The sequence below is a fragment of the Streptomyces glaucescens genome, from assembly GCF_002154375.1.
GTDB lineage: Bacteria > Actinomycetota > Actinomycetes > Streptomycetales > Streptomycetaceae > Streptomyces > Streptomyces glaucescens.
Window position 1 is genome coordinate 1 of record NZ_MUND01000162.1, and the last position, 23,676, is coordinate 23,676.

Sequence of the window (23,676 nt, forward strand, 5' to 3'; positions counted from 1 at the left end):
GGCCCTGTCGGGTGGGGAGTCGGTCGTGCCGTCGGAGTGGGCGGTGGAGCGGTTCGGGCGGCAGGCCGGCAGGGTTGCCGCGGCGGTGCCGGTGCAGTTGGCCAAGGCGCACGCGAAGGGTCACGCGGCCCATCTCGCGGCCGGGCTGAAGAGGCGCGGCCCGTACGGGTACACCCTTGCCCAAGCCGTGCGCGAAAACCTGGCAGACATGGCTCGGCAGCTGGGCGAAGCCGTACGCGACGTGCGCGGATACGAGTATGCGGTGATCAATGATCACGCCCTCTTCCCCTATAGGTACGCAGACAGGCCGCGGCCCCTCGAACGCGCTCGGCTCCCCGCTAACACATCCTCGACGCGCCAGCGGCTGCTGACGGCGCACGGGCCGGACCCACAGGAGGGCCTGTTCGAGCTCGGTGACGACCTCACGACGGAGGAGTACCTGGAGCTGCACGAGGCCTTCGAGGAGCTGGGAGCCTCCACAGAACTCGTCTGCGTGTTCTTCACCGCCGACGTGGAGAACGGGATACACGTCATCCACTGGGGCGAGGCTCACCTGGAGCCGGACCGTACCTTCACCTGGCTGTACAGCGAACAGCTCTCCGTGGCTCCCGTTCCGCTGGAGTGATCGCAAGCCGCTAACACCGAGGCGGCTGGTGCCTGGGCCGTCCCTGGGCCGTCCGAGGCTCCCCGAGGCCGACCAACGGTGACAGTCAGCCCCGCCCCCACAGTCGCGAATCCGCAGGTCAGGGCCCTCCGGCTCTACGGGTTTCCCCCCAGGGGTGGCGGTCGGGCAAGATGGGGTGTTTCTCGCCGTGACCGGGAACTGCAGTGACTAGCCCATCGAGCGATTGTGGGCACTGCGCCGGCACTGTACGTTCCCGCTCACGGATCGATGTAGCTCAGGGGGCGGGGATGCCTGGATACGGCCGCGCGGACAGTGAATGGGAAGAGCTTGTACATGCCGGTCGTGGCTTCCTCGTCGAGCGAGCGAAGCTGGGCAAGCTCACCTCGTACACGGAGCTCAACGCGACTCTGGCCAGGCGAACCGGCTGCCGTCCCTTCGACTTCGAGCGTGCTGACGAACGGGCCGCCATGGGACATCTGCTCGGACTGATCGTGGAACGAGACCAGGAAATCGCCCCCTCAGACCCGCCTGTCATGCTCTCGGCCCTGGTGAACTACCTGGGTGCCAACGACGCTGGCTCTGGCTTCTACCAGTTGGCCAAACAGTTTCGGCTTCTGCCCATGAGCGCGTCGGCCGATGAGACGTTCGACTTCTGGGTCAAGCAAGTGAAACAGCTCTACGAACGCCATGGAGCTGGTCCGGCGGAGACCTGAGATCAAGCACCTTGAGTGTCTAACTGCGTGACAACGACGACAGACAGCGGCGGACAACTGCGCACACCTCCGGACCATCGCAGCAGGTGAGTGGCGCACCGTCCCAAGATCAGGCGTTCGCCTGAGTTGCTTCGGGACGAAGAGGTCGTCGCCCAAGGTCTCACCACCCGCTTCCGCCGCCACGGCTTGCTCTGGTCGACGACATGGCGTGGCCGAGGCCAGTGGGGGTGCAGCGAGGCACACGCACACCTGATCCGTTGACGCACCCGCCATCGTGGCTGACTGTCGTCGGCTGAGGTCGCACGAACTACTCCCCGGATCCGGTCAGTTCGAAGGTGTGAAGCCGGCGGACTGGTCGAGGTGGAATGCGGAGCCCGGAGCCGTCGGAGTCCAGCCCGCTCGCAGGGCGAGCCGAACAGCCGCAGCAACACCGGACGGCAGTACAGGCTCAGCCTCACGACCGATCCAGTTACTCGGATGCGGCTGGTCGGTGATGACCACGAGCGTCATACCCGGGGTGGCCGCATGCTCGACCGCGAACGAACACGGTGACCAGGCCAGGCCCTGGAAGCACGTCGGCCTGCCTCGCAGTCGCCAGCGGTAGACCGTGCCATCGACAACGATCCGTCGTGATCCCTTGCGGACCAGTGCCATGACGCCCCCTTCAACAGCCACGATGCTAGCGAGCCCGGCCCCGCCGTCCGTCTCACTTTCCGTCTCTTTCAGGGCCGTTCAGGGTAGTTCAGACGGGACCGGAGGCGGTGGGCGCTGCCACGGTCGGCCGTCCATGAACGCACGTGAACGGCCCCGTCCGAGTCGCTTCGGACCACCACCACAGTTGGAAAGCGTGCATCTGGCTTGGCAACGTGGTGGCGCCGGTTGCGCATGTCGCTCCCCGGACCGGGAGGTCGCCAGTGCAGGCGAATCACGACAATGTTGCGCTTCCAGCCAATTCGCCTTGCCCGTGTCTGAGGTGTCCTAACGTGACCGTCACGCACAGCAATCAGGGGGAACCGTGAGCACACCACCAGTACCGCAGCGACCGCCGCGCCCTGATGAAGTGCTTGCCTTCCACAACGGGGACACGCTGGAGAACATCCCCGTGATCCCCGTCATCCGCGACGAAGCAGCCTCCCGACCGACGCAGTTCCCTTGGAAGGCGACGTTGGCCGGGGGAGCGGTTGCAGCAGTTGTTGGCGTCTGCCTTGCCCTGGTCCTGAACCAGCAGACGAGATCGGGTCATGCTCCCGACGGGAAGACGCTCCCCCAGGCAGCACGCAGCGCCGCAGCGACCGGACACGAGAACACCGCAACCTTGCCGACAACCCGAGAGCCGACCTCTACCTCGTCGAGCGCCCCACCGTCCCGCTCTGCGGGCGCATCGCCGTCGTGCATCCCGGTGACCTACAAGACGCCTGAAGGCCCAGCTGACTGCAGGCCGAAGGCCGAGGTCTGTGTTGCTGGCGCGCCCTGGCATGTAGACGGCATCGAAGGACTGTGCGGCGGCCCCGTGCCTCTCCAGGCCATCCACATTATTTCGCAGCCAGCCACCGGAGGGGATCCCGGAGCCACCTACTGTCTCGCATGGATGGGCAGCAGCGATGGCGCAGGGAAGGACGCCACCCTTCTCGTGAACGCTGCGGGCTATCAGTGTGGTGCCTACCTGGTCGGCTCAGACGGACAGGTGATCCAGGCGGACGGCACCTCTGTCTTCTCGGACAGTCCTCAATACTGCGAGGGTTCCTATCCGGGCACAAGGATGACCTATCCGGGTGTTCTGGACTTTCCGAACGAGGGCGGTGTACAACCGCCCATGTATGTCTGCGTTGCTGAGAACGCGGGCGCCTGAGCGGGAGCGGCAGTGATTACATTCATCGCTGCGCCAGCCGACCGCTGCTGTACAGCAACGAAGTACAGCAACCGCTGCGATCGACCACGACCGTCAGCCGCTCCGAGGCACCGTGCGGCGGCCACCATGACCCCTGGTGACCGATCTCTGTAGAGCTGCGGGTCAGAAGGTGGGCCGTGCCCCTCCCGTGCCCGATCCAGCGGGAACCGACGGGGAACCACAGTGCCAAAGAGCGGGAACCAGTCTTACTGGGTCCCGCTCTTTGTCTGTCCACTGATCGCTGGAAACTCGCTTCAGCGACGACCGATCTGCGGAGCCGGTTGCGGAGCGTTCCCCTGTTGGTCCGCCGTTGGGTAACCCGGGGGAACCGACGGGGGTACGGCGGGACGCGAGGAGGCCCGGCAGGGCGGATCCGCGCACCAGCTCGGGGCCGCGACAGCGGGTGCACTAGACATGACGGGCGAGATAGCGGCGAACGATGCCAGAATCGCGACGATCGCGATCGCGAGCTTGAAAGAGTTTTTCAACGCGATGATCATTTCGCTTGCCCTTTTAGTGATTTCTGCAGCTGGAAAGCGCGATTCCGCGATCGAGCAGACCGCGTGATTGGGGCCGCGAGGATTATGGACGGACGGCCCGGCGACGTGCTCGCACATGTGCCGACTGGTGCGGCGCAACCATCACATGCTGCAGTCTCAGCCTACGCCTCTAGGAGGTGGGAGCAGGCCCGCTGCACGTCCCTGGAGCGGCTCATGCTGACATCCACAGGTGAACCAACAGCACCGGACGTAGGCACCCGCCCGCGGCCCGGTGCGTACGCTCCGATCGGCTGGGGACACGGCGGCTCCTAAATCGGTGTTCAACGGTCTGCTCCGCTTCAGAGCCGGGCCGTCCCTGGGCCGTCAAAGGGCGACCCAGGGGAACCACAACAACCACCAACAGCCCCTCGGTAGACAGCCAGCGCTGCACCGACGCCGCTCGCCCGAGGTGGCTCCCATCCCTCACCACTTCCTGCGCAACACCTGCCGGTGCTGTAGCACCGCACCGCGTGCGGGGCCGTCGGCGGTGGGCCGCCGGCCCCGGGCGGCCGGTTCGGGCGGCGCGGGGCCTGGCGCACTCCTCGGTCAGGAGGGGGTGCCGCGCCCGGCGCAGCCGCACCGCCCCTGCCTCCCGCGGCCCCGCCCTACTGCTGCTGCTTGCGCGCCAGTTCCGCCAGCACCCGGTACAGCGGCTCCGTCGCCCGCCTCCGGTACTCCTGGATCGACCAGCCGTTGCCGTCCGGGTCGTTGAAGTACATGAACGTCGCCCCGTCGTCCTCCGCGTACCGCACCGGCTCCGACACCTCCAGGCCGCGCTTCAGCAGCTCCGCCCGGGCCGCCTCGATGTCGGCCACACACAGCTGGAGGCCCTGGTAGGAGCCCGGCGTCGGCTTCGGGCCCTTGGTCAGTTCCCAGACGCTGTCGCCGAGGGCGATCGAACAGCCGGAGCCGGGCGGGGTCAGCTGGACGATGCGCATGCCCGGCATGACCTCCTGGTCGATGTCGACGTGGAAGCCGACCTTGTCGCGGTAGAAATCCCGGGCGCGATCGATGTCGCTGACGGGCAGCGGGATCACTTCGAGGGTCAGGTCCATCAAGGCCACTCCTTCGTCGACGCCGGCGTCGTGCAGGGCTACGCACCGAACCGCCACCTCGTCTGGCTGAACGGCTGCCCCTTACCGAAGCCGAAAACGGTGCGCGGCGCCACCCGATACACGACGGCGTGTCCCGGACCGTGGTGGAACAGGCCGTCCCGGACCTCGAAATGCCAGAAGTCGCCGTACTTCGCCTCCCAGGCCGCCGCCAGTTCGCGCAGCCGCCCGTCGTCCGTCACCCGCACCGCCTCGCCCTCGACCACCAGGTCGTAGCCGCGGTTCCAGATGTTGGTGCCGGTCGTCAGCGCCACCTGCGGGTTCGCCGCCAGGTTGCGGGCCTTGCGCTCCTGCGGCCCGGTGCAGAAGTGCAGGGCGCCTCCCGACCAGACGGCCGGGAGCGGGGTGACGTGCGGCCGCCCGTCCGGGCGTACCGTCGAGATCCAGAACAGCTCGGCCGCGGCGAGCAGCCTCTCGGCCTGCTCCCAGGGTGTCGCGGTGGCCGTCCCGTCGCTGTAGCGCGGATCGAGCCGGGTGTGCGGTTGTCCGTCGGTCGTCATGAGCGGTCCTCCCACGTCCTCCCAGGTTCACGAGTACAGACCCCGTCCGCCCGGCGAACTCATCGGCACCGTCGCTGCCCGCTCCGGTTAGGCTCGGCACATACGACGTCGATCTCGTACGACCTCGATCTCGTACGACGTGATCCGGACGGGAGGCCTGGAATGACGGCGCCGGGGCGCAGGAGCAGTACCTTCACACGGCTGCTGCGGCACGGCTTCACCGACGCCACCTCCGCCGAGCGGCTGCTGGACAGCGCCGAGCTGGCGCCCGTGCGCAACGACCCGGTCCTGCTGGAGGCGTTGGGCGCCACCGCCGATCCGGATCTCGCGCTGCACGGCCTGGTCCGGCTGCTCGAGGCCCAGCCGTCCCCCGCCGCCCGCCGGCGACTGCTGGACACGGTCATCGCGAACAAGCCGCTGCGCGACCGGCTGCTCGGCGTGCTCGGCGCCTCCGCCGCGCTCGGCGAGCACCTGGCCCGGCACGCCGCCGACTGGCAGGCGCTGGCCATGTACGAGCCGCGCGATCTGCACCCCGGTGTGGAGGAGTTCGAGCGCTGCCTGGCCGACGCCGGCGACCCGGTCACGCTGCGCGTCGCCTACCGCCGCTGCCTGCTGTCCATCGCGGCCCGGGACGTGTGCGGCACGACCGATGTCGCCCAGGCCGCCGCCGAGCTGGCCGACCTGGCCACCGCCACCCTGCGCGCCGCGCTGCGGATCGCCGGGGCCGCCGCGCCCGACGACGCCGCGCTGTGCCGGCTGGCGGTGATCGCGATGGGCAAGTGCGGCGGCCACGAGCTGAACTACGTCTCCGACGTGGACGTCATCTTCGTCGGCGAGGCGGTGGACGGCGCCGACGAGAACAAGGCGCTCAAGGCCGCCACCAAGCTGGCCTCGCACATGATGCGGATCTGCTCCGAGACCACCGTCGAGGGCTCGATCTGGCCGGTGGACGCCAACCTGCGGCCCGAGGGGCGCAACGGCCCGCTCGTCCGCACCCTCAGCAGCCACCTCGCGTACTACCAGCGCTGGGCCAAGACCTGGGAGTTCCAGGCCCTGCTCAAGGCCCGCCCGGTCGCCGGCGACGTGGAACTGGGGGAGGAGTACGTCGCGGCCCTCGCCCCGTTGGTGTGGCAGGCCGCCGAGCGGGAGAACTTCGTCGCCGACGTGCAGAAGATGCGGCGGCGGGTGGTGGAGAACATCCCGGCCGCCGAGGTCGAGCGCGAGCTGAAGCTGGCGCCCGGCGGGCTGCGGGACGTCGAGTTCGCCGTGCAGCTGCTCCAGCTGGTGCACGGCCGGGCCGACGCCTCGCTGCGCAGCGGCACCACCCTGGACGCGCTGCGGGCGCTCGCCGCCGGCGGCTACGTGGGCCGTGCGGACGCCGCCCAGCTGGAGGACGCGTACCGCTTCCTGCGCTCCATGGAGCACCGCATCCAGCTGTACCGGCTGCGCCGCACCCACCTCGTCCCCGAGGGCGAGGCCGACCAGCGGCGCCTCGGCCGCTCGCTGGGGCTGCGCTCCGACCCGGTGGGCGAGCTGAACCGCGAGTGGAAGCGGCACGCGGCCGTCGTCCGCCGGCTGCACGAGAAGCTGTTCTACCGGCCGCTGCTCGACGCGGTCGCCCAGCTCGCCCCCGGCGAGGCCCGGCTCAGCCCCGAGGCGGCCCGCGAACGCCTCGTCGCCCTCGGGTACGCCGACCCCGCCGCCGCCCTGCGCCACCTGGAGGCGCTGGCCTCCGGCGTCACCCGCAAGGCGGCCATCCAGCGCACCCTGCTGCCGGTGCTGCTGGGCTGGTTCGCGGACTCCGCCGACCCCGACGCGGGTCTGCTCAACTTCCGCAAGGTGTCCGACGCGCTCGGCAAGACGCCCTGGTACCTGCGGCTGCTGCGGGACGAGGGCGCCGCCGCGCAGAACCTGGCCCGGGTGCTGTCGGCCGGCCGGCTCGCCCCCGATCTGCTGATGCGCGCCCCGGAGGCGGTGGCGCTGCTCGGCGACGGCGACGGCGGCGGCCTGGAGCCGCGCACCCGCGCCCATCTGGAGCAGGAGATCCTGGCCGCCGTGGGCCGGGCCGGGACCGCCGAGCAGGCGGTCACCGCGGCGCGTGGCGTCCGCCGCCGCGAGCTGTTCCGCACGGCCGCCGCCGACATCGTCGGCTCCTACGGCACCGAGGACCGGCCCGCCGAGGCCGATCAGGGCGCCCTGGTGGACCGGGTCGGCGCGGCCGTCTCCGACCTGACCGCCGCGACCCTCGCGGGCACCCTGCGCGCCGTGGTGCGCGACAACTGGGGCGACGAGCTGCCGACCCGGTTCGCGGTCATCGGCATGGGCCGCTTCGGCGGCCATGAACTCGGCTACGGCTCCGACGCCGACGTGCTCTTCGTGCACGAGCCGCGCGAGGGCGTGGACGAGCGGGAGGCCGGGGAGGCCGCCACCCGGGTCGTCTCCGAGATGCGCCGCCTGCTCCAGATCCCCAGCGCCGACCCGCCGCTGCTGATCGACGCGGACCTGCGCCCGGAGGGCAAGTCGGGGCCGCTCGCCCGTTCCCTGAAGTCGTACGGGGCGTACTACCGCCGCTGGTCCCTGGTCTGGGAGTCCCAGGCCCTGCTGCGGGCGGAGCCGGTCGCCGGGGACGCGGACCTGGGCCGCCGGTTCGTCGAGCTGATCGACCCGCTGCGCTACCCGGCGCGCGGGCTCGACGAGGAGGCCGTGCGCGAGATCCGGCGGCTGAAGGCCCGTATGGAGTCCGAGCGGCTGCCCCGCGGCGTCGACCCCAAGCTGCACGCCAAGCTCGGTCCGGGCGGCCTGTCCGACGTCGAGTGGACCGTACAGCTCCTTCAGATGCGGCACGGCGCCGCCCACGGGGCGCTGCGCACCACGCGGACCCGCGAGGCGCTGGCGGCGGCCCGCGAGGCCGGGCTGATCTCCGCCGAGGACGCGGAGATCCTGGACGAGGCCTGGGTCCTGGCGACCCGGGTGCGCAACGCGGTGATGCTGGTCAGGGGCCGGGCGGGGGACACCTTCCCGTCGGACGTACGGGAGCTGGCCGCCGTGGGCCGCTACCTGGGGTACGGGCCGGGGCACGTGGGCGACATGCTCGACGCGTACCGGCGGACGACGCGCCGGGCCCGGGGCGTGGTCGACGAGCTGTTCTACGGCGCCTGAGCGGCCTGCGGCGAGCCCCGCACCGCGCTCACCGGCGCCGGCTCCGGTTCCGCCGGTGCGCGCCGGGTCATCGCCACCCCGAGCAGCACGACCGCCATGCCCGCCACCACGCGCGCGCCCACGTCCTCCCCGAGCACCAGCGCGCCCAGCGCCACCGACACCACCGGCAGCAGGTAGCCGACCGTCGCCGCGCTCGTCGCGCCCTCGTCGGCGATGAGGCGGTAGTTGAGGTGGAAGGTCACGCCGGTGCCGAGCACCCCGAGCGCGGTCACCGCGAGGAGCGCGGTGAGGTCGGTGTCCACCGGCCCCGCCACCGGCAGGGCGAACGCCGTCCAGGCGGTGGCGGTGAGCAGTTGCGCCGCCGACAGCGCCAGCGGGGCCCGGCGGTCGGTGAGGTACCGGGCCATGTACGCGAACGCCACGGCGTAGCTCGCGGCGGCGGCCAGCAGCGCCGCCGCGCCCCAGCTCAGCAGCCCCGAACGCTGCCAGGGCGCGAAGATCAGCAGCGTGCCGGCGAAGCCCAGCAGCAGCCCGGCCAGACGGGTCCGGCCCAGGCCGCGATCGGTGCCCAGCAGCACGCCGATCAGCAGTGACCACAGCGGCGTCGTCGCGTTCAGCACCCCCGCGATGCCCGAGTCGACGGTCTGCTCGCCCAGGCTGAACAGGGCGAACGGCAGGGCGTTGCAGAACAGCGCGGCCACCACGAGACGCCCCCAGACGGCCCGGTCACGGGGCAGCCGCTGGCCGGCCCAGCGGGCCAGGAGCAGCAGGACGGCGGTGCCGAGGACGCAGCGGGCGATGGTGATCTGGGCGGGGGAGAGGCCGTGGTTGAGGGCGAGTTTGATCCAGAGGAAGCCGGAGCCCCACAGGAGGGCGAGGACGGCCATACGGAGGCTGGAAGCGAGGGACATGCCTCCACGGTCCGCGCGTTCCGGCTTGAGGACAAGTGAAGAGTTCTGGATGCATGGTTAAGCTGGACTACATGCAGCTTGATGTGCGACGGATGCAGGTGCTGCGGGCCGTGGTCGGCAGCGGCTCGGTGACCGCGGCGGCGGCCCGGCTCGGGTACACCCCGTCCGCGGTCAGCCAGCAGATCGCGGCGCTGGAGAAGGAGGCGGGCGCGGAACTGCTGGAGCGGGTGGGGCGCGGGGTGCGGCCCACGGCGGCGGGCCTGCTGCTGACCGAGCACGCCGACGCGATCGCCCGGCAGGTCGCCGAGGCCGAGACCGCGCTCGCCGATCTGCTGGCGGGGCGCACGGGCCGGCTCTCGGTGCGTTACTTCGCGACGGCCGGGGCCGCGCTGGTCGCCCCGGCGGTGGCGCGGCTGCGGGCGCTGCACCCGGGAGTGCAGGTGGAGCTGCGGCTGGCCGATCCCCAGGACCCGCTCCCGGACGTGCGTGAGGGGCGGGCGGACCTGGCCCTGGTGGTGGGCCGGCCGGAGCCCGCCGGGGACGGCGTCCAGGACGGCGTACGGCTGCTGCGACTGCTGGACGACCCCTACCTCGCCGTCCTGCCCAAGGGGCACCCGCTGGCGGCCCGGCGCAGCCTGGACCTGGCGGAACTGGCGGGCGAGCCGTGGGTGGGCAGCGAGTGGCCGGGGCCCTGCCTGGACGCCCAGCTCGCGGCCTGCGCGGCGGCGGGCTTCCGGCCCCGGTTCGTCGTCGACAGCGAGGACTACCTCACGGCGCAGGGGTTCGTCGCGGCGGGCCTGGGCGTCACCCTGATCCCGCGCCTCGGCCTCGGCGGCCGGCACCCGGACGTCGTCGTACGGCGCCTGAAGGCCCCGGAACCGGCCCGCACCATCCACGTCGCCCTCCGCCCGACGACGCCCGCACAGCCCGCTCTGACCGCGTTCCTGGAGGCACTGCGCGAGGCGGCGAGGGGCGGGCCGGCGGTCCCGTAGGCGGGTCTTCCGCACGGGACGGTGCGCGGCCAGGCGGGGGTGTCACGCCTTGGTCGGCACCAGGGCCCGGGGCGCGGGCGGGTGCGCCAGCCTCGGCAGGGCGTGCGGCAGCGCGCCGTACCAGACGCGGACCACCCCGTAGCCGAAGGCCAGGCAGAGGAGGCCGCCCACCGCGTCCAGCCAGAAGTGGTTGGCGGTGGCGACGATGACGACCAGCGTGGCCGTCGGGTAGAGCAGGCCCAGCACCCGTACCCACGGGACGGTGGCCAGCGCGAAGAGGGTCAGTCCGCACCACAGGGACCAGCCGATGTGCATCGACGGCATCGCGGCGTACTGGTTGGACATGTGCTTCAGGTCGCCGGAGGCCATCGATCCCCAGGTCTGGTGGACCAGGACCGTGTCGATGAAGCCGCCGCCGTTCATCAGGCGGGGCGGGGCGAGCGGGAACAGGTAGTAGCCGACCAGCGCGACACCGGTCGTCGCGAACAGCACCAGGCGGGTCGCCGCGTAGCGGCCGGGATGGCTGCGGTAGAGCCACACCAGCACGCCGAGCGTCACCACGAAGTGCAGCGTCGCGTAGTAGTAGTTCATGCCCACGATCAGCCAAGTCACGGCGTTGATCGTGTGGTTGACCGACTGCTCGACGGCTATGCCGAGCTGCTGCTCGGCCTTCCAGATCCAGTCCGCGTTGCGCAGCGCCTGCGCCTTCTGCTCGGGCACGGCGTTGCGGATCAGGGAGTACGTCCAGTAACTCACCGCGATCAGCAGGATCTCGAACCACAGCCGCGGACGGCGCGGTGCGCGCAGACGGCGCAACACGTTTGGCGCGCTCTGTCCCGATTCATCCGCGACATCGTCCGCGACGGTCTGCGGAACGGCCTCTTCTCGGCCTTCCGGGGTCGTCACGGTCGTCTCACTCATGGGCACAGAGTCTGCCAGAAAAGCGTTCCCTCCCCGATCATCCCCCGGTCGGGTCCTGGTCGCATGTTCTACCACCGCCGGACAACCCTCCGTACTACGGGCGTACCGCGCCCGGCCTCGGCGCTCTCCGCCTTACGGACGATTCCGGTCCCCAGGGGCGGAAGCGGTCGAACCGCGCACCACCAGCTCCGGCATGAACACGAACTCGCTGTGCGGTGCGGGCGTCCCGCCGATCTCCTCCAGCAGCGTGCGCACCGCGGCCTGGCCCATGGCCGGCACCGGCTTGCGGACGGTGGTCAGCGGCGGATCGGTGAAGGCGATCAGCGGGGAGTCGTCGAAGCCGACCACGGAGACGTCCCGGGGGACCTCCAGGCCGAGCTGGCGGGCCGCGCGTATCGCGCCCAGCGCCATCATGTCGCTGGCGCACACCACCGCGGTGCAGTCCCTGTCGATCAAGGCCGTGGTGGCGGCCTGGCCGCCCTCCAGGGTGTACAGCGAGTGCTGGATCAGCTCCGACTCGACCACGTCGGCGGCCAGCCCCAGCTGCTCCTGCACCGCCCGGACGAACCCGTCGATCTTCCGCTGCACCGGCACGAACCGCTTCGGGCCGAGCGCCAGCCCGATCCGGGTGTGGCCGAGCGAGACCAGGTGCGTGACCGCGAGGGTCATCGCGGCGCGGTCGTCGGGGGAGATGAACGGCGCCTGCACCTTCGGCGAGAAGCCGTCGACGAGGACGAACGGCACGCCCTGGGCCCGCAGCTGCTCGTAGCGCTGCATGTCGGCGGTGGTGTCGGCGTGCAGTCCGGAGACGTAGATGATCCCCGCGACGCCGCGGTCCACCAGCATCTCGGTCAGCTCGTCCTCGGTCGAGCCGCCCGGGGTCTGGGTGGCGAGCACGGGGGTGTAGCCCTGCCGGGTCAGCGCCTGTCCGATGACCTGGGCGAGGGCCGGGAATATGGGGTTCTCCAGCTCGGGCGTGATCAGCCCGACCAGGCCGGCGCTGCGCTGCCGCAGCCGCACGGGGCGCTCGTAGCCGAGGACGTCGAGGGCGGCCAGCACGGACTGGCGGGTGGTGGCGGCGACGCCGGGCTTCCCGTTGAGGACGCGGCTGACGGTCGCTTCGCTCACCCCCGCCTGCGCAGCGATGTCCGCAAGCCGTGTGGTCACAGGGTGGGACTGTACCGGCCGGGTGTCGGCTTGCCCACCAACCGGGCGCCGGGTGCGAGTTGACCGGCGCACTGCGGGTTGCTGCGACATGGCGTCCCCTCATGAAATGAACGGCAAGAGCTTGCAAGTCTTGCACAACACCGACCGTACCCGCTCAAGGCCGTAGAACAACGGTCTCACAGCGGTCTACGGCAGGTCACGCACGGATAACTTCGGTGATGCCTTGCACTTTTTTTCTGCAAGGTCTTTCGCAACTATTGCATCGCTGTTACGTTCACGTCGCCCGGCTGCCTCCCCCATCGGCACAGTCGGCAAGTCGGCAGGGAGTGGCAGACGGGGCCGCGCCCTGTCAGGGCCCAGGCGGCCCACCACTCGGGCTTTCACCCTCAAGGAGAACTCATGCGGCGTGGCATAGCGGCCACCGCGCTGGTGGCGTCCCTCGCCCTCGCGGCGACGGCCTGCGGCGGAGACGACAGCAGCGACAGCTCGGACGGGCCGGTCACCATCACCTGGTGGGACACCTCCAACGCGACCAACGAGGCGCCGACGTACCAGGCGCTGGTCAAGGAGTTCGAGGCCGCCAACAAGGGCATCAAGGTCAAGTACGTCAACGTCCCCTTCGACCAGGCGCAGAACAAGTTCGACACGGCCGCCGGCTCCAAGGGCGCCCCGGACGTGCTGCGCTCCGAGGTCGGCTGGACCCCGGCGTTCGCCAAGAAGGGCTTCTTCCTGCCGCTGGACGGCACCGAGGCCCTGACCGAGCAGGACAAGTTCAAGACCAACCTGATCGAGCAGGCCAAGTACGAGGGCAAGACCTACGGCGTCCCCTTCACCACGGACACCCTGGCCCTCGTCTACAACAAGGCCCTGTTCGAGAAGGCGGGCGTCGAGGCCCCCAAGACCTGGGACGACCTGAAGAAGGCCGCCGCCACGATCAAGGCCAAGACCGGCGTCGACGGCTACTGGGGGTCCACCCAGGCCTACTACGCCCAGTCGTTCCTCTACGGCGAGGGCGCCGACACCGTCGACGTCGACGCCAAGAAGATCACGGTCACCTCGCCCGCCGCCAAGAAGGGCTACGCGACCTGGCAGAGCCTGTTCGACGGCAAGGGCCTGCACAAGGCCGACACCACCGCCGACGCCTACGCCCACATCCAGGAGGCGTTCGTCAACGGCAAGGTCGCCTCGATCATCCAGGGCCCGTGGGAGATCACGAACTTCTACAAGGGTTCCGCCTTCAAGGACAAGCAGAACCTGGGCATCGCCACCGTCCCGGCCGGCTCCACCGGCAAGGCCGGCGCCCCGACCGGCGGACACAACCTGTCCGTCTACGCGGGCTCGGACGAGGCGCACCAGAAGGCCGCGCTGAAGTTCGTGAACTTCATGACCTCGGCGAAGGCCCAGGAGACCATCGCCCTGAAGAACAACACGCTGCCGACCCGCGACGACGCCTACACCGCCAAGGTCAAGGCCGACCCGGGCATCGCCGGCTACCAGACGGTGCTCTCCGCCGCCCAGCCGCGCCCCGCGCTGCCCGAGTACAGCTCGCTGTGGGGCCCGCTCGACGACGAGCTGCTGAAGATCGCCGGTGGCAAGGTCTCCCTGGACGAGGGACTGGGCAACGCTGAGACCGCGATCGCCAAGCTGGTCCCGGACTTCAGCAAGTAAGCCCGCGTGGCCGCCGGATCCTCCGGTTCTCGAGGGGGGAAGGATCCGGCGGCCATCGGCCTGTGAGCCGTACCGAAACTTTCCAGAAGGTGTCGAACCATGACAGTCGCCATCGACCGTGCGACCGGCAAGCGGAGCGGTGACCGCGATCCCCGGCCGGGCCTGGGCCGCCGTTTCAAGAACAGCTACCAGAGGTACTGGTACGCCTACGCGATGATCGCCCCGGTGATCCTCGTGCTGGGCGCCCTCGTGCTCTACCCCCTGGCCTACGGCTTCTACCTGACGCTCACCGACGCCGACAGCCTGAACTCGGCCCGCACCATCGGCGTCAACGAGATCGAGGCCACCTACAAGTTCATCGGGTTCGACAACTACGCGGACATCCTCTGGGGAGAGACCGCGTACGACCGCTTCTGGTCGCACTTCATCTGGACCGTCTTCTGGACGGCCGCCTGCGTCGCCCTGCACTACTCCCTCGGCCTCGGTCTCGCCCTGCTGCTCAACCAGAAGCTGCGCGGGCGCACCTTCTACCGGCTGATCCTGATCCTGCCGTGGGCCGTGCCGACGTTCACCACCGTCTTCGGCTGGCGCTTCATGCTCGCCGACAGCGGTCTGATCAACTCCGGCCTCGACTTCCTCGGCCTGCCCACCCCGGCGTGGCTGGAGGACACCTTCTGGCAGCGGTTCGCCGCGATCATGGTCAACACCTGGTGCGGTGTGCCGTTCATGATGCTGTCGCTGCTCGGCGGCCTGCAGTCGATCGACAGCACGCTGTACGAGGCCGCGGAGATGGACGGCGCGAGCCGCTGGCAGCAGTTCCGCTACGTCACCCTGCCCGGCCTGCGCACGGTCAGCTCCACGGTGATCCTGCTCGGCGTCATCTGGACCTTCAACCAGTTCGCGATCATCTTCCTGCTGTTCGGCAACACCGCCCCCGAAGCGCAGATCCTGGTCACCTGGGCGTACCAGCTCGGCTTCGGACAGCAGCCGCGCGAGTTCGCCGAGTCGGCCGCCTACGGCATCCTGCTGCTGGGTGTCCTGATCGTCTTCACCTCCTTCTACCGCCGCTGGCTGAACCGCGATGAGCAAGCCGCGATCTGAGGCAGGAGCCCCCATGAGCACCACGACCATCACCACGTCCGCCGCCGCGGACCAGGCCGGCCAGGCCCCCGCGCCCGCGAAGGCGCGCGGGCGCGGCGGGCGCGGCCTCGCCGGGACCCTCACCTCCCACGGCCTGCTCGTCCTCGCGAGCCTGATCGCCCTCTTCCCGATCGTCTGGCTGGTCTTCCTGTCCCTCGGCCCGGACAAGGACGACTATCTGCACCCGGGGCGCATCTGGTCGACGATGACCCTGGACAACTACAGCTTCGTGCTCCAGGAGACGAACTTCTTCGACTGGCTGAAGAGCACGCTGATCGTCTCGCTCGGCACCACCGTCATCGGCGTGATGATCGCGGCCACCACCGGCTACGCGGTCTCCCGCATGCGCTTCCCCGGCTACAAGAAGTTCATGTGGGTGCTGCTGTGCACCCAGATGTTCCCGATCGCCGTGCTGATCGTGCCGATGTACCAGATCCTGTCGGAGCTCCAGCTCATCGACACCTACCTCGGCCTGATCCTCGTCTACTGCTCCACCGCGGTCCCGTACTGCGCCTGGCTGCTCAAGGGGTACTTCGACACCATCCCCTTCGAGATCGACGAGGCCGGCCGGGTCGACGGGCTCTCCCCGTTCGGCACCTTCTTCCGGCTGATCCTGCCGCTCGCCCGGCCGGGCCTGGCGGTGGCCGCGTTCTACAGCTTCATCACCGCCTTCGGTGAGGTCGCCTTCGCCACCACGTTCCTGCTGGACGACGAGAAGTACACCTTCGCCGTCGGCCTCCAGAGCTTCGTGAGCGAGCACGACGCCCAGCGCAACCTGATGGCCGCGACCGCGGTGCTCATCGCGATACCGGTGTCCGCGTTCTTCTACCTCGTGCAGAAGAACCTGGTGACCGGCCTCACCGCGGGCGGCACGAAGGGCTGAGCGCCGCCCGAGAAGACTCCCGCGCCCTGTCCGCGCGGGTGGCGGCCCCGGCCGCGGCGTCCATCCGACCCCGCTGTCGCCGCGGCCGGGCCGCCTCGTCACCCCACGCGCCCCGCGCCGTACCCACGCTTCCATGACCTCGAATCGGTTACACATCAAGGACGCCATGAGCCAGCACACTGCCGACCCGGCACCGAACTCCGCCGTCGCCACCGTCGCCAAGCGCCGCGACTGGTGGCGGGACGCGGTGATCTACCAGGTCTATCCGCGCAGCTTCGCCGACAGCAACGGCGACGGCATGGGCGACCTGGAAGGCGTACGCTCCCGCCTCCCGTATCTGCGCGACCTCGGCGTGGACGCCGTGTGGCTCAGCCCCTTCTACGCCTCCCCGCAGGCCGACGCCGGATACGACGTCGCCGACTACCGGGCCGTCGACCCCATGTTCGGCAACCTCCTGGACGCCGACGCGCTGATCCGCGACGCCCACGAGCTGGGCCTGCGCATCATCGTCGACCTGGTGCCCAACCACTCCTCCGACCAGCACGAGTGGTTCAAGCGCGCGGTCGCGGAGGGCCCGGGCTCGCCGCTCCGGGAGCGCTACCACTTCCGCCCCGGCAAGGGCGAGAACGGTGAGCTGCCGCCGAACGACTGGGAGTCCATCTTCGGCGGACCCGCCTGGACCCGGGTCACCGAGCCGGACGGCACCCCCGGCGAGTGGTACCTGCACCTGTTCGCCCCCGAGCAGCCCGACTTCAACTGGGACCACCCGGCGGTCGGCGACGAGTTCCGCTCGATCCTGCGCTTCTGGCTGGACATGGGCGTCGACGGCTTCCGCATCGACGTCGCGCACGGCCTGGTGAAGGCCGAGGGCCTGCCGGACCTGGGCTCCCACGACCAGCTGAAGCTGCTGGGCAACGATGTCATGCCGTTCTTCGACCAGGACGGCGTGCACGAGATCTACCGCCAGTGGCGGCTCGTCCTCGACGAGTACGCCGGTGAGCGCATCTTCGTCGCCGAGGCCTGGACCCCGACCGTCGAGCGCACCGCCAACTACGTCCGCCCCGACGAGTTGCACCAGGCGTTCAACTTCCAGTACCTGGGCACCCACTGGGACGCCGAGGAACTGCGCGGGGTCATCGACCGCACGCTGGAGGCCATGCGCCCGGTGAACGCCCCGGCGACCTGGGTGCTGTCCAACCACGACGTCACCCGGCACGCCACCCGCTTCGCCAACCCGCCCGGCCTCGGCACCCAGATCCGCACCGCCGGCGACCGCGAGCTGGGCCTGAAGCGGGCCCGCGCGGCCACCCTGCTGATGCTGGCGCTGCCCGGCTCCGCCTACGTCTACCAGGGCGAGGAGCTGGGCCTGCCGGACGTCGTCGACCTGCCGGACGAGGTGCGCCAGGACCCGGCGTACTTCCGCGGCGAGGGCCAGGACGGCTTCCGCGACGGCTGCCGGGTGCCCATCCCGTGGACCCGCACCGGCTCGTCGTACGGCTTCGGCAGCGGCGGCAGCTGGCTGCCCCAGCCGGCCGAGTGGGCCGAACTGAGCGTCGAGGCGCAGCAGGGCGTGCCCGGCTCCACCCTGGAGCTGTACCGCTCGGCGCTGGCCGTCCGCCGCGACCAGCCGGACCTCGGCGCGGGCGACGCGGTGGAGTGGCTGAAGGCGCCCGAGGGCGTGCTGGCCTTCCGGCGCGGGGAGTTCACCTGCGTCGCCAACACCGGCGGCGAGTCGGTGACCACCCCGGCGTACGGGCGGCTGCTGCTCGCCAGCGGTGAGGTGCTGGAGGGCGACGGGGACGTGAAGCTGCCCGCCGACACCACGGTGTGGTTCAGCACGGCTGTGTAACTTCTTGCAGCAACTTCCGACGGCCCGCTGCCCTTTTGGGCAGCGGGCCTTTAACATCTGGCCACCGCAAGGTTTCTGCAAGATTTCAACCACCCCTTCGATGGTGAAGGAACCCCACATGGCCAGCAGCAGAACCGTCTCGGGCGCTGTCGCGCTCGCCGCGGCGGCAGCCTTCCTGGCGCCCGCCACCGCCGCCCACGCCGCCCCTCCCGGCACCAAGGACGTCACCGCCGTCCTCTTCGAATGGAACTTCGCCTCGGTGGCGAAGGAGTGCACCACCCGCCTCGGCCCGGCCGGCTACGGCTACGTGCAGGTCTCCCCGCCCGCCGAGCACATACAGGGGTCCCAGTGGTGGACCTCCTACCAGCCGGTCAGCTACAGGATCGCCGGACGGCTCGGCGACCGCACCGCCTTCAAGAACATGGTCGACACCTGTCACGCGGCCGGAGTGAAGGTCGTCGTCGACACCGTCATCAACCACATGGCCGCGGGCAACGGCACCGGCACCGGCGGGACGTCGTACACCAAGTACAACTACCCCGGCCTCTACTCGTCGTACGACTTCGACGACTGCACCGCCCAGATCAGCAACTACCAGGACCGCTGGAACGTCCAGCGCTGCGAACTGGTCGGCCTCGCGGACCTGGACACCGGCGAGAACTACGTGCGCGGCGCCATCGCCGGGTACATGAACGACCTGCTCTCGCTCGGCGTCGACGGCTTCCGCATCGACGCCGCCAAGCACATGGACGCCGCCGACCTGGCGAACATCAAGTCCCGCCTGACCAACCCTTCCGTCTACTGGAAGCAGGAGGTCATCCACGGCGCCGGCGAAGCCGTCCAGCCCACCGAGTACACCGGCAACGGCGACGTCCAGGAGTTCCGCTACGCCTACGACCTCAAGCGGGTCTTCAACAACGAGAACCTCGCCTACCTGAAGAACTACGGCGAGGGCTGGGGCTACCTCAAGAGCTCCGGCGCCGGTGTCTTCGTCGACAACCACGACACCGAGCGCAACGGCTCCACGCTCAGCTACAAGGACAACGCCACCTACACCCTGGCCAACGTCTTCATGCTGGCCTGGCCCTACGGCGCGCCCGACATCAACTCCGGCTACGAGTTCACCGACCACGACGCGGGACCGCCGAACGGCGGCCGGGTCGACGCCTGCTGGCAGAGCGGCTGGAAGTGCCAGCACGCCTGGCCCGAGATCCAGCGCATGGTCGCCTTCCGCAACGCCACCCGCGGCGAGGCCGTCACCAACTGGTGGGACAACGGCGGCGACGCCATCGCCTTCGGACGCGGCAGCAAGGGCTTCGTGGCCATCAACCACGAGTCCGGCTCCCTGACCCGCACCTACCAGACCTCGCTGCCCGCGGGGACGTACTGCAACGTGCAGAGCAACACCCCGGTGACGGTGAACTCCAGTGGCCAGTTCACCGCCACCCTCGGTGCCCACACCGCGCTGGCGATCCACGCCGGCAAGTCCGGCTGCTAGCAGACCGGCCGGCCAAGGGTCGTGGAACTGCTTTCCGTCGCTTTCACGACCCTTGCTGCAACACTTTGCGCGGCGCTACCGTCGCGCCCGGGGTCGGACCCAATGAGCCGTCATCGCAAGGAGTTCACACCTTGATACCCATCAGGCCGGCGCCTGCCGAGCGCCGCACCGCACGAGGCAGACGGGTCGCGGCCGTCACCGTCGCCGCGCTCGCCGCCGCCCTCGTGCAGCCCCTCGCCGCCCGTGCCGCCACGCCGCCGCCTCCTCCCTCGGACGCGGCCCTGGCCAAGGCGCCCGCCCGGCACGACCTCACCCGCGAGCAGTTCTACTTCGTGCTCCCGGACCGGTTCGCCAACGGCGACCGGGCCAACGACAGGGGCGGTCTGACCGGCACCCGCCTCGCCACCGGCTACGACCCCACCGACAAGGGCTTCTACCAGGGCGGCGACCTCAAGGGCCTGACGCAGAAGCTCGACTACATCAAGGGCCTCGGCACCACCGCCATCTGGCTCGCCCCCATCTTCAAGAACCAGCCCGTGCAGGGCGAGGGCGCCAACGCCTCCGCCGGGTACCACGGCTACTGGATCACCGACTTCACCCAGGTCGACCCGCACTTCGGCACCAACGAGGACCTGGAGACCCTCATCTCCAAGGCGCACGCCAAGGGCATGAAGGTCTTCTTCGACGTCATCACCAACCACACCGCCGACGTCGTGGACTACGAGGAGAAGTCCTACGGCTACCTCGCCAAGGGTGCCTTCCCCTACCTGACGAAGGACGGCGAGCCCTTCGACGACGCCGACTACGCGGACGGCAGGCGGACGTTCCCGGCGGTGGACTCCGGCACCTTCCCGTACACCCCGGTCGTCGCCCCCGACAAGCAAAACCTGAAGGTACCGTCCTGGCTCAACGACCCGGCGATGTACCACAACCGCGGTGACTCCACCTGGGCCGGCGAATCCGCCACCTACGGCGACTTCGTCGGCCTCGACGACCTGTGGACCGAGCGTCCCGAGGTCGTCGAGGGCATGGAGAGGATCTACCAGCGCTGGGTGCGCGACTTCGACATCGACGGCTTCCGGATCGACACCGTGAAGCATGTCAACACCGAGTTCTGGACCCAGTGGGCCACCGCCCTCGACGCCTACGCGGCGAGGAAGGGCCGGGACGACTTCTTCATGTTCGGCGAGGTCTACTCCGCCGACACGAACGTCACCGCCCCCTACGTCACCGAGGGCCGCCTCGACTCCACGCTCGACTTCCCCTTCCAGGACGCGGCCCGCGCCTACGCCTCGCAGGGCGGCAGCGCGAAGAAGCTGGCGTCGGTCTTCGGCGACGACTACAAGTACACGACCGACAAGGCCAACGCCTACGAGCAGGTCACCTTCCTCGGCAACCACGACATGGGCCGCTTCGGGACCTTCCTCAAGCAGGACGACCCGGACGCGAGCGACGCCGAGCTGCTGAAGAAGGCCCGCCTCGCCAACGAGCTGATGTTCCTCAACCGGGGCAACCCGGTGGTCTACTACGGCGACGAGCAGGGCTTCACCGGCGCGGGCGGCGACAAGGACGCCCGTCAGACGATGTTCGCCTCGGAGGTCGCCGACTACCTGGACGACGACCAGCTCGGCACCGACCGCACCCACGCGGCGGACGCCTACGACCCGAGAGCACCGCTCTACCGGCAGATCAGCGCTCTCGCCAAGCTGCGCAAGGCGCATCCGGCCCTTGCCGACGGCGTCCAGACCGAGCGCCACGCCGCCGACGGCCCCGGCGTCTACGCCGTCTCCCGCACCGACACGAAGACCGGCACCGAGTACGTCGTCGCCTTCAACAACGCGGACGAGGCGAAGACGGCCACCTTCGCGGCCGGCTCCGCGAACATGCGCTTCCGCGGCCTCTACGGCACGGACGGCACCGTCCGCTCCGACGCCGACCGCAAGCTCACCGTCACCGTCCCCGCCGGATCCGCCGTCGTCTACAAGGCGTCCGGCAAGCTCCCCGCCCCCGCCGCCGAGCCGACCCTCACCCTGGAGGCACCGGCTCCCGGCGCCACCGGCACCGTCGAGCTCACGGCCGGAGTCGGGGGCGGACAGCTCAACCGGGTCGTCTTCGCCGCGCAGACCGGCAACGGCAAGTGGAAGACCCTCGGCTCCGCCGACCAGGCCCCGTACAAGGTCACCCACACCATCGGCAAGGACGTACCCGCCGGTACCGCCCTGCGCTACAAGGCCGTGGTGATCGACTCCAAGGGCCGCACCGCGAGCGCCATGGCGGCCTCCGTCACCGGCACCCCGCCCGCCGAGGAGGTCCCTACGGCCTCCTCCCGCGACCACGCGATCGTCCACTACAAGCGCGCGGACGGGAACTACGCCGACTGGGGCCTGTACGCCTGGGGCGACCTCGCCGACGGCGAGGCCACCGAGTGGCCGAAGAGCCACCCCTTCACCGGCCGGGACGCCTACGGCGCCTTCGCCTACGTCAAGCTGAAGCCGGGCGCCTCCAGCGTGGGCTTCCTGGTGATCGACCAGCAGGGCAACAAGGACGTCTCCGCCGACCGCACGATCGACGTCACCAGGACCGGCGAGGTCTGGATCGAGCAGGGCAAGGACACCGTCCGCACCGAGCGGCCAACGGCCGACTACCCGGCCCCGGACAAGACCAAGGCAGTCCTGCACTACCACCGCGCCGACGGGAACTACGACGGCTGGGGCCTGCACGTCTGGACGGGAGCCGCGAACCCCACCGAGTGGTCGAACCCCCTGGAGCCGGTGAAGACTGATGCCTATGGCGCGGTCTTCGAGGTGCCGCTCACCGAGGGTGCCACCAGCCTCAGCTACATCGTCCACAAGGGCGACGAGAAGGACCTGCCCACCGACCGGTCACTGGACCTCAGGGCGGACGGCCACGAGGTGTGGCTGTTGAGCGGCCAGGAGAAGCACCTGCTGCCGCAGCCCGCGGGCTCCGCCGCCGCGGTCGACCTGACCACCTCCAAGGCGGTCTGGATCGACCGGGACACCGTCGCCTGGAACGGCTCGGACGCCGCCGCCTCCACCCAGCTGCGGTACTCCCGCACCGGTTCCATCAAGGCCGGGAACGGAATCCTGTCCAGCACCGACGAGCGCTGGCTGCGCCTGGACAGAACCACCCTCACCGACGCCCAGAAGGCGAAGTTCCCGCACCTGAAGGACTACACCGCCTGGTCCGTCGACCCGCGCGACCGCGACCGGGTCCGCGAGGCCCTGCGCGGTCAGCTCGTCGCCTCCCAGCTGGCGGCCAACGGAGCGGCGCTCTCGGCGACCGGCGTGCAGATCGCCGGCGTGCTCGACGACCTCTACGACGCCACCGGGGCGGACCTCGGTCCCACCTTCAGCAAGGGCCGTCCCACCCTCGCGGTCTGGGCCCCCACTGCCCAGAGCGTCCAGCTGGAGCTGGACGGTTCGCTGAAGCCGATGCGCCGGGACGCCGCCACCGGCGTCTGGTCCGTCACCGGCCCGGCGTCCTGGAAGGGCAAGCCCTACCGGTACGTGGTGAAGGTCTGGGCGCCCAGCACCCGCGAGATCGTCACCAACAAGGTCACCGATCCCTACTCGGTCGCCCTCACCACCGACTCGAAGCAGAGCCTCGTCGTCGACCTCGCCGACAAGGCGCTCGCCCCGAGCGGCTGGAACAGCTACGAGAAGCCGAAGGCCGTGCCGCTGAAGGACGCCCAGATCCAGGAGCTGCACATCCGCGACTTCTCCGTCGAGGACCGCACGGCGAGCGACTCGGGCACCTACCTGGCCTTCACGGACAAGGACAGCGACGGCTCCCGGCACCTGAGGAAGCTCGCCGACGCGGGCACCTCCCACGTCCACCTCCTCCCCGCCTTCGACATCGCCACCATCCCGGAGGAGAAGGCCGACCGGGCGACCGTCGAGTGCGACCTGGCCTCCTTCCCGGCCGACTCCGACAAGCAGCAGGAGTGCGTGGCGAAGGCGGCGGCGAAGGACGCCTACAACTGGGGCTACGACCCGTACCACTACACGGTCCCCGAGGGCTCCTACTCCACCGACCCGGACGGCACCACCCGCACGGTCGAGTTCCGGAAGATGGTCAAGGCGCTCAACGA

18 protein-coding genes are annotated in these 23,676 nt (G+C 70.1%); 12 read left to right on the forward strand and 6 right to left on the reverse strand.

All coding sequences use genetic code 11. From position 1 onward, the window contains the following. Positions 1-4: 4 nt before the first annotated feature. Positions 5-625, forward strand: a complete 621-nt coding sequence (locus CCN42_RS12275) for a hypothetical protein (protein WP_086735363.1) — start codon at positions 5-7, stop codon at positions 623-625. A 287-nt stretch (positions 626-912) separates the two neighbouring features. Next, the gene (locus tag CCN42_RS12280; RefSeq protein ID WP_211294687.1) at positions 913-1,338 is read left to right on the forward strand and encodes a hypothetical protein; all 426 of its coding nucleotides are present in this window, start codon (positions 913-915) and stop codon (positions 1,336-1,338) included. Between the two features lie 324 nt (positions 1,339-1,662). Here the strand turns inward: CCN42_RS12280 and CCN42_RS12285 are convergent, their stop codons facing one another. Next, a complete protein-coding gene (locus CCN42_RS12285; RefSeq protein ID WP_086735341.1) occupies positions 1,663-1,992 on the reverse strand; it encodes a hypothetical protein in 330 nt (109 codons plus the stop codon). 406 nt (positions 1,993-2,398) lie between these two features. Here CCN42_RS12285 and CCN42_RS42095 point away from each other — a divergent pair, with 406 nt between their 5' ends. Together CCN42_RS42095 and CCN42_RS42550 are read left to right on the forward strand one after the other, a co-directional pair. Beyond that, complete coding sequence (locus CCN42_RS42095) at positions 2,399-3,187, forward strand: hypothetical protein (protein WP_143661900.1); 789 nt, start codon at positions 2,399-2,401, stop codon at positions 3,185-3,187. A 453-nt stretch (positions 3,188-3,640) separates the two neighbouring features. Next, complete coding sequence (locus CCN42_RS42550) at positions 3,641-3,793, forward strand: hypothetical protein (protein ID WP_158102082.1); 153 nt, start codon at positions 3,641-3,643, stop codon at positions 3,791-3,793. Between the two features lie 577 nt (positions 3,794-4,370). On the opposite strand, the gene CCN42_RS12290 is transcribed toward CCN42_RS42550, so the two are convergent. Further along, positions 4,371-4,820: a VOC family protein gene (locus tag CCN42_RS12290; RefSeq protein ID WP_086735343.1), complete on the reverse strand. Its 450-nt coding sequence runs from the start codon at positions 4,818-4,820 to the stop codon at positions 4,371-4,373. 38 nt (positions 4,821-4,858) lie between these two features. Further along, a complete protein-coding gene (locus CCN42_RS12295; protein ID WP_086735345.1) occupies positions 4,859-5,377 on the reverse strand; it encodes a pyridoxamine 5'-phosphate oxidase family protein in 519 nt (172 codons plus the stop codon). Positions 5,378-5,539: 162 nt separating this feature from the next. Between CCN42_RS12295 and CCN42_RS12300 the strand changes: the two genes are divergently transcribed. Beyond that, positions 5,540-8,536 (forward strand): bifunctional [glutamine synthetase] adenylyltransferase/[glutamine synthetase]-adenylyl-L-tyrosine phosphorylase, encoded by a 2,997-nt coding sequence (locus tag CCN42_RS12300; RefSeq protein WP_086735347.1) that lies wholly within the window; start codon positions 5,540-5,542, stop codon positions 8,534-8,536. On the opposite strand, the gene CCN42_RS12305 is transcribed toward CCN42_RS12300, so the two are convergent. Further along, complete coding sequence (locus CCN42_RS12305; RefSeq protein ID WP_086735349.1) at positions 8,524-9,447, reverse strand: DMT family transporter; 924 nt, start codon at positions 9,445-9,447, stop codon at positions 8,524-8,526. The two genes, CCN42_RS12300 and CCN42_RS12305, sit on opposite strands and share 13 nt — an antisense overlap. A 92-nt stretch (positions 9,448-9,539) precedes the next feature. Here CCN42_RS12305 and CCN42_RS12310 point away from each other — a divergent pair, with 92 nt between their 5' ends. Then, positions 9,540-10,439, forward strand: coding sequence for a LysR family transcriptional regulator (locus CCN42_RS12310; protein ID WP_086735351.1), 900 nt, complete (start codon positions 9,540-9,542; stop codon positions 10,437-10,439). Positions 10,440-10,481: 42 nt separating this feature from the next. Here the strand turns inward: CCN42_RS12310 and CCN42_RS12315 are convergent, their stop codons facing one another. Both CCN42_RS12315 and CCN42_RS12320 read right to left on the reverse strand, forming a co-directional pair. Continuing rightward, positions 10,482-11,360 carry a phosphatase PAP2 family protein gene (locus CCN42_RS12315; protein WP_086171307.1) on the reverse strand — a complete coding sequence of 293 codons (879 nt, stop codon included), beginning with the start codon at positions 11,358-11,360 and terminating at the stop codon, positions 10,482-10,484. 132 nt (positions 11,361-11,492) lie between these two features. Continuing rightward, positions 11,493-12,527: a LacI family DNA-binding transcriptional regulator gene (locus CCN42_RS12320; protein WP_086735353.1), complete on the reverse strand. Its 1,035-nt coding sequence runs from the start codon at positions 12,525-12,527 to the stop codon at positions 11,493-11,495. Between the two features lie 399 nt (positions 12,528-12,926). Here CCN42_RS12320 and CCN42_RS12325 point away from each other — a divergent pair, with 399 nt between their 5' ends. The 6 genes from CCN42_RS12325 to CCN42_RS12350 all read left to right on the forward strand — a co-directional run. After that, positions 12,927-14,195, forward strand: a complete 1,269-nt coding sequence (locus CCN42_RS12325; RefSeq protein ID WP_086735355.1) for an extracellular solute-binding protein — start codon at positions 12,927-12,929, stop codon at positions 14,193-14,195. A 99-nt stretch (positions 14,196-14,294) separates the two neighbouring features. Beyond that, positions 14,295-15,296, forward strand: a complete 1,002-nt coding sequence (locus tag CCN42_RS12330) for a carbohydrate ABC transporter permease (protein WP_086171304.1) — start codon at positions 14,295-14,297, stop codon at positions 15,294-15,296. 13 nt (positions 15,297-15,309) lie between these two features. Next, the gene (locus CCN42_RS12335) at positions 15,310-16,218 is read left to right on the forward strand and encodes a sugar ABC transporter permease (protein WP_086735357.1); all 909 of its coding nucleotides are present in this window, start codon (positions 15,310-15,312) and stop codon (positions 16,216-16,218) included. A gap of 166 nt (positions 16,219-16,384) precedes the next feature. Beyond that, the gene (locus CCN42_RS12340) at positions 16,385-18,067 is read left to right on the forward strand and encodes a glycoside hydrolase family 13 protein (RefSeq protein WP_086735359.1); all 1,683 of its coding nucleotides are present in this window, start codon (positions 16,385-16,387) and stop codon (positions 18,065-18,067) included. Positions 18,068-18,185: 118 nt separating this feature from the next. After that, positions 18,186-19,565 (forward strand): alpha-amylase, encoded by a 1,380-nt coding sequence (locus tag CCN42_RS12345; protein WP_086171301.1) that lies wholly within the window; start codon positions 18,186-18,188, stop codon positions 19,563-19,565. Positions 19,566-19,696: 131 nt separating this feature from the next. Then, positions 19,697-23,676: alpha-amylase family glycosyl hydrolase (locus tag CCN42_RS12350; RefSeq protein WP_086735361.1), on the forward strand; the 3,980-nt coding region annotated here is incomplete at its 3' end.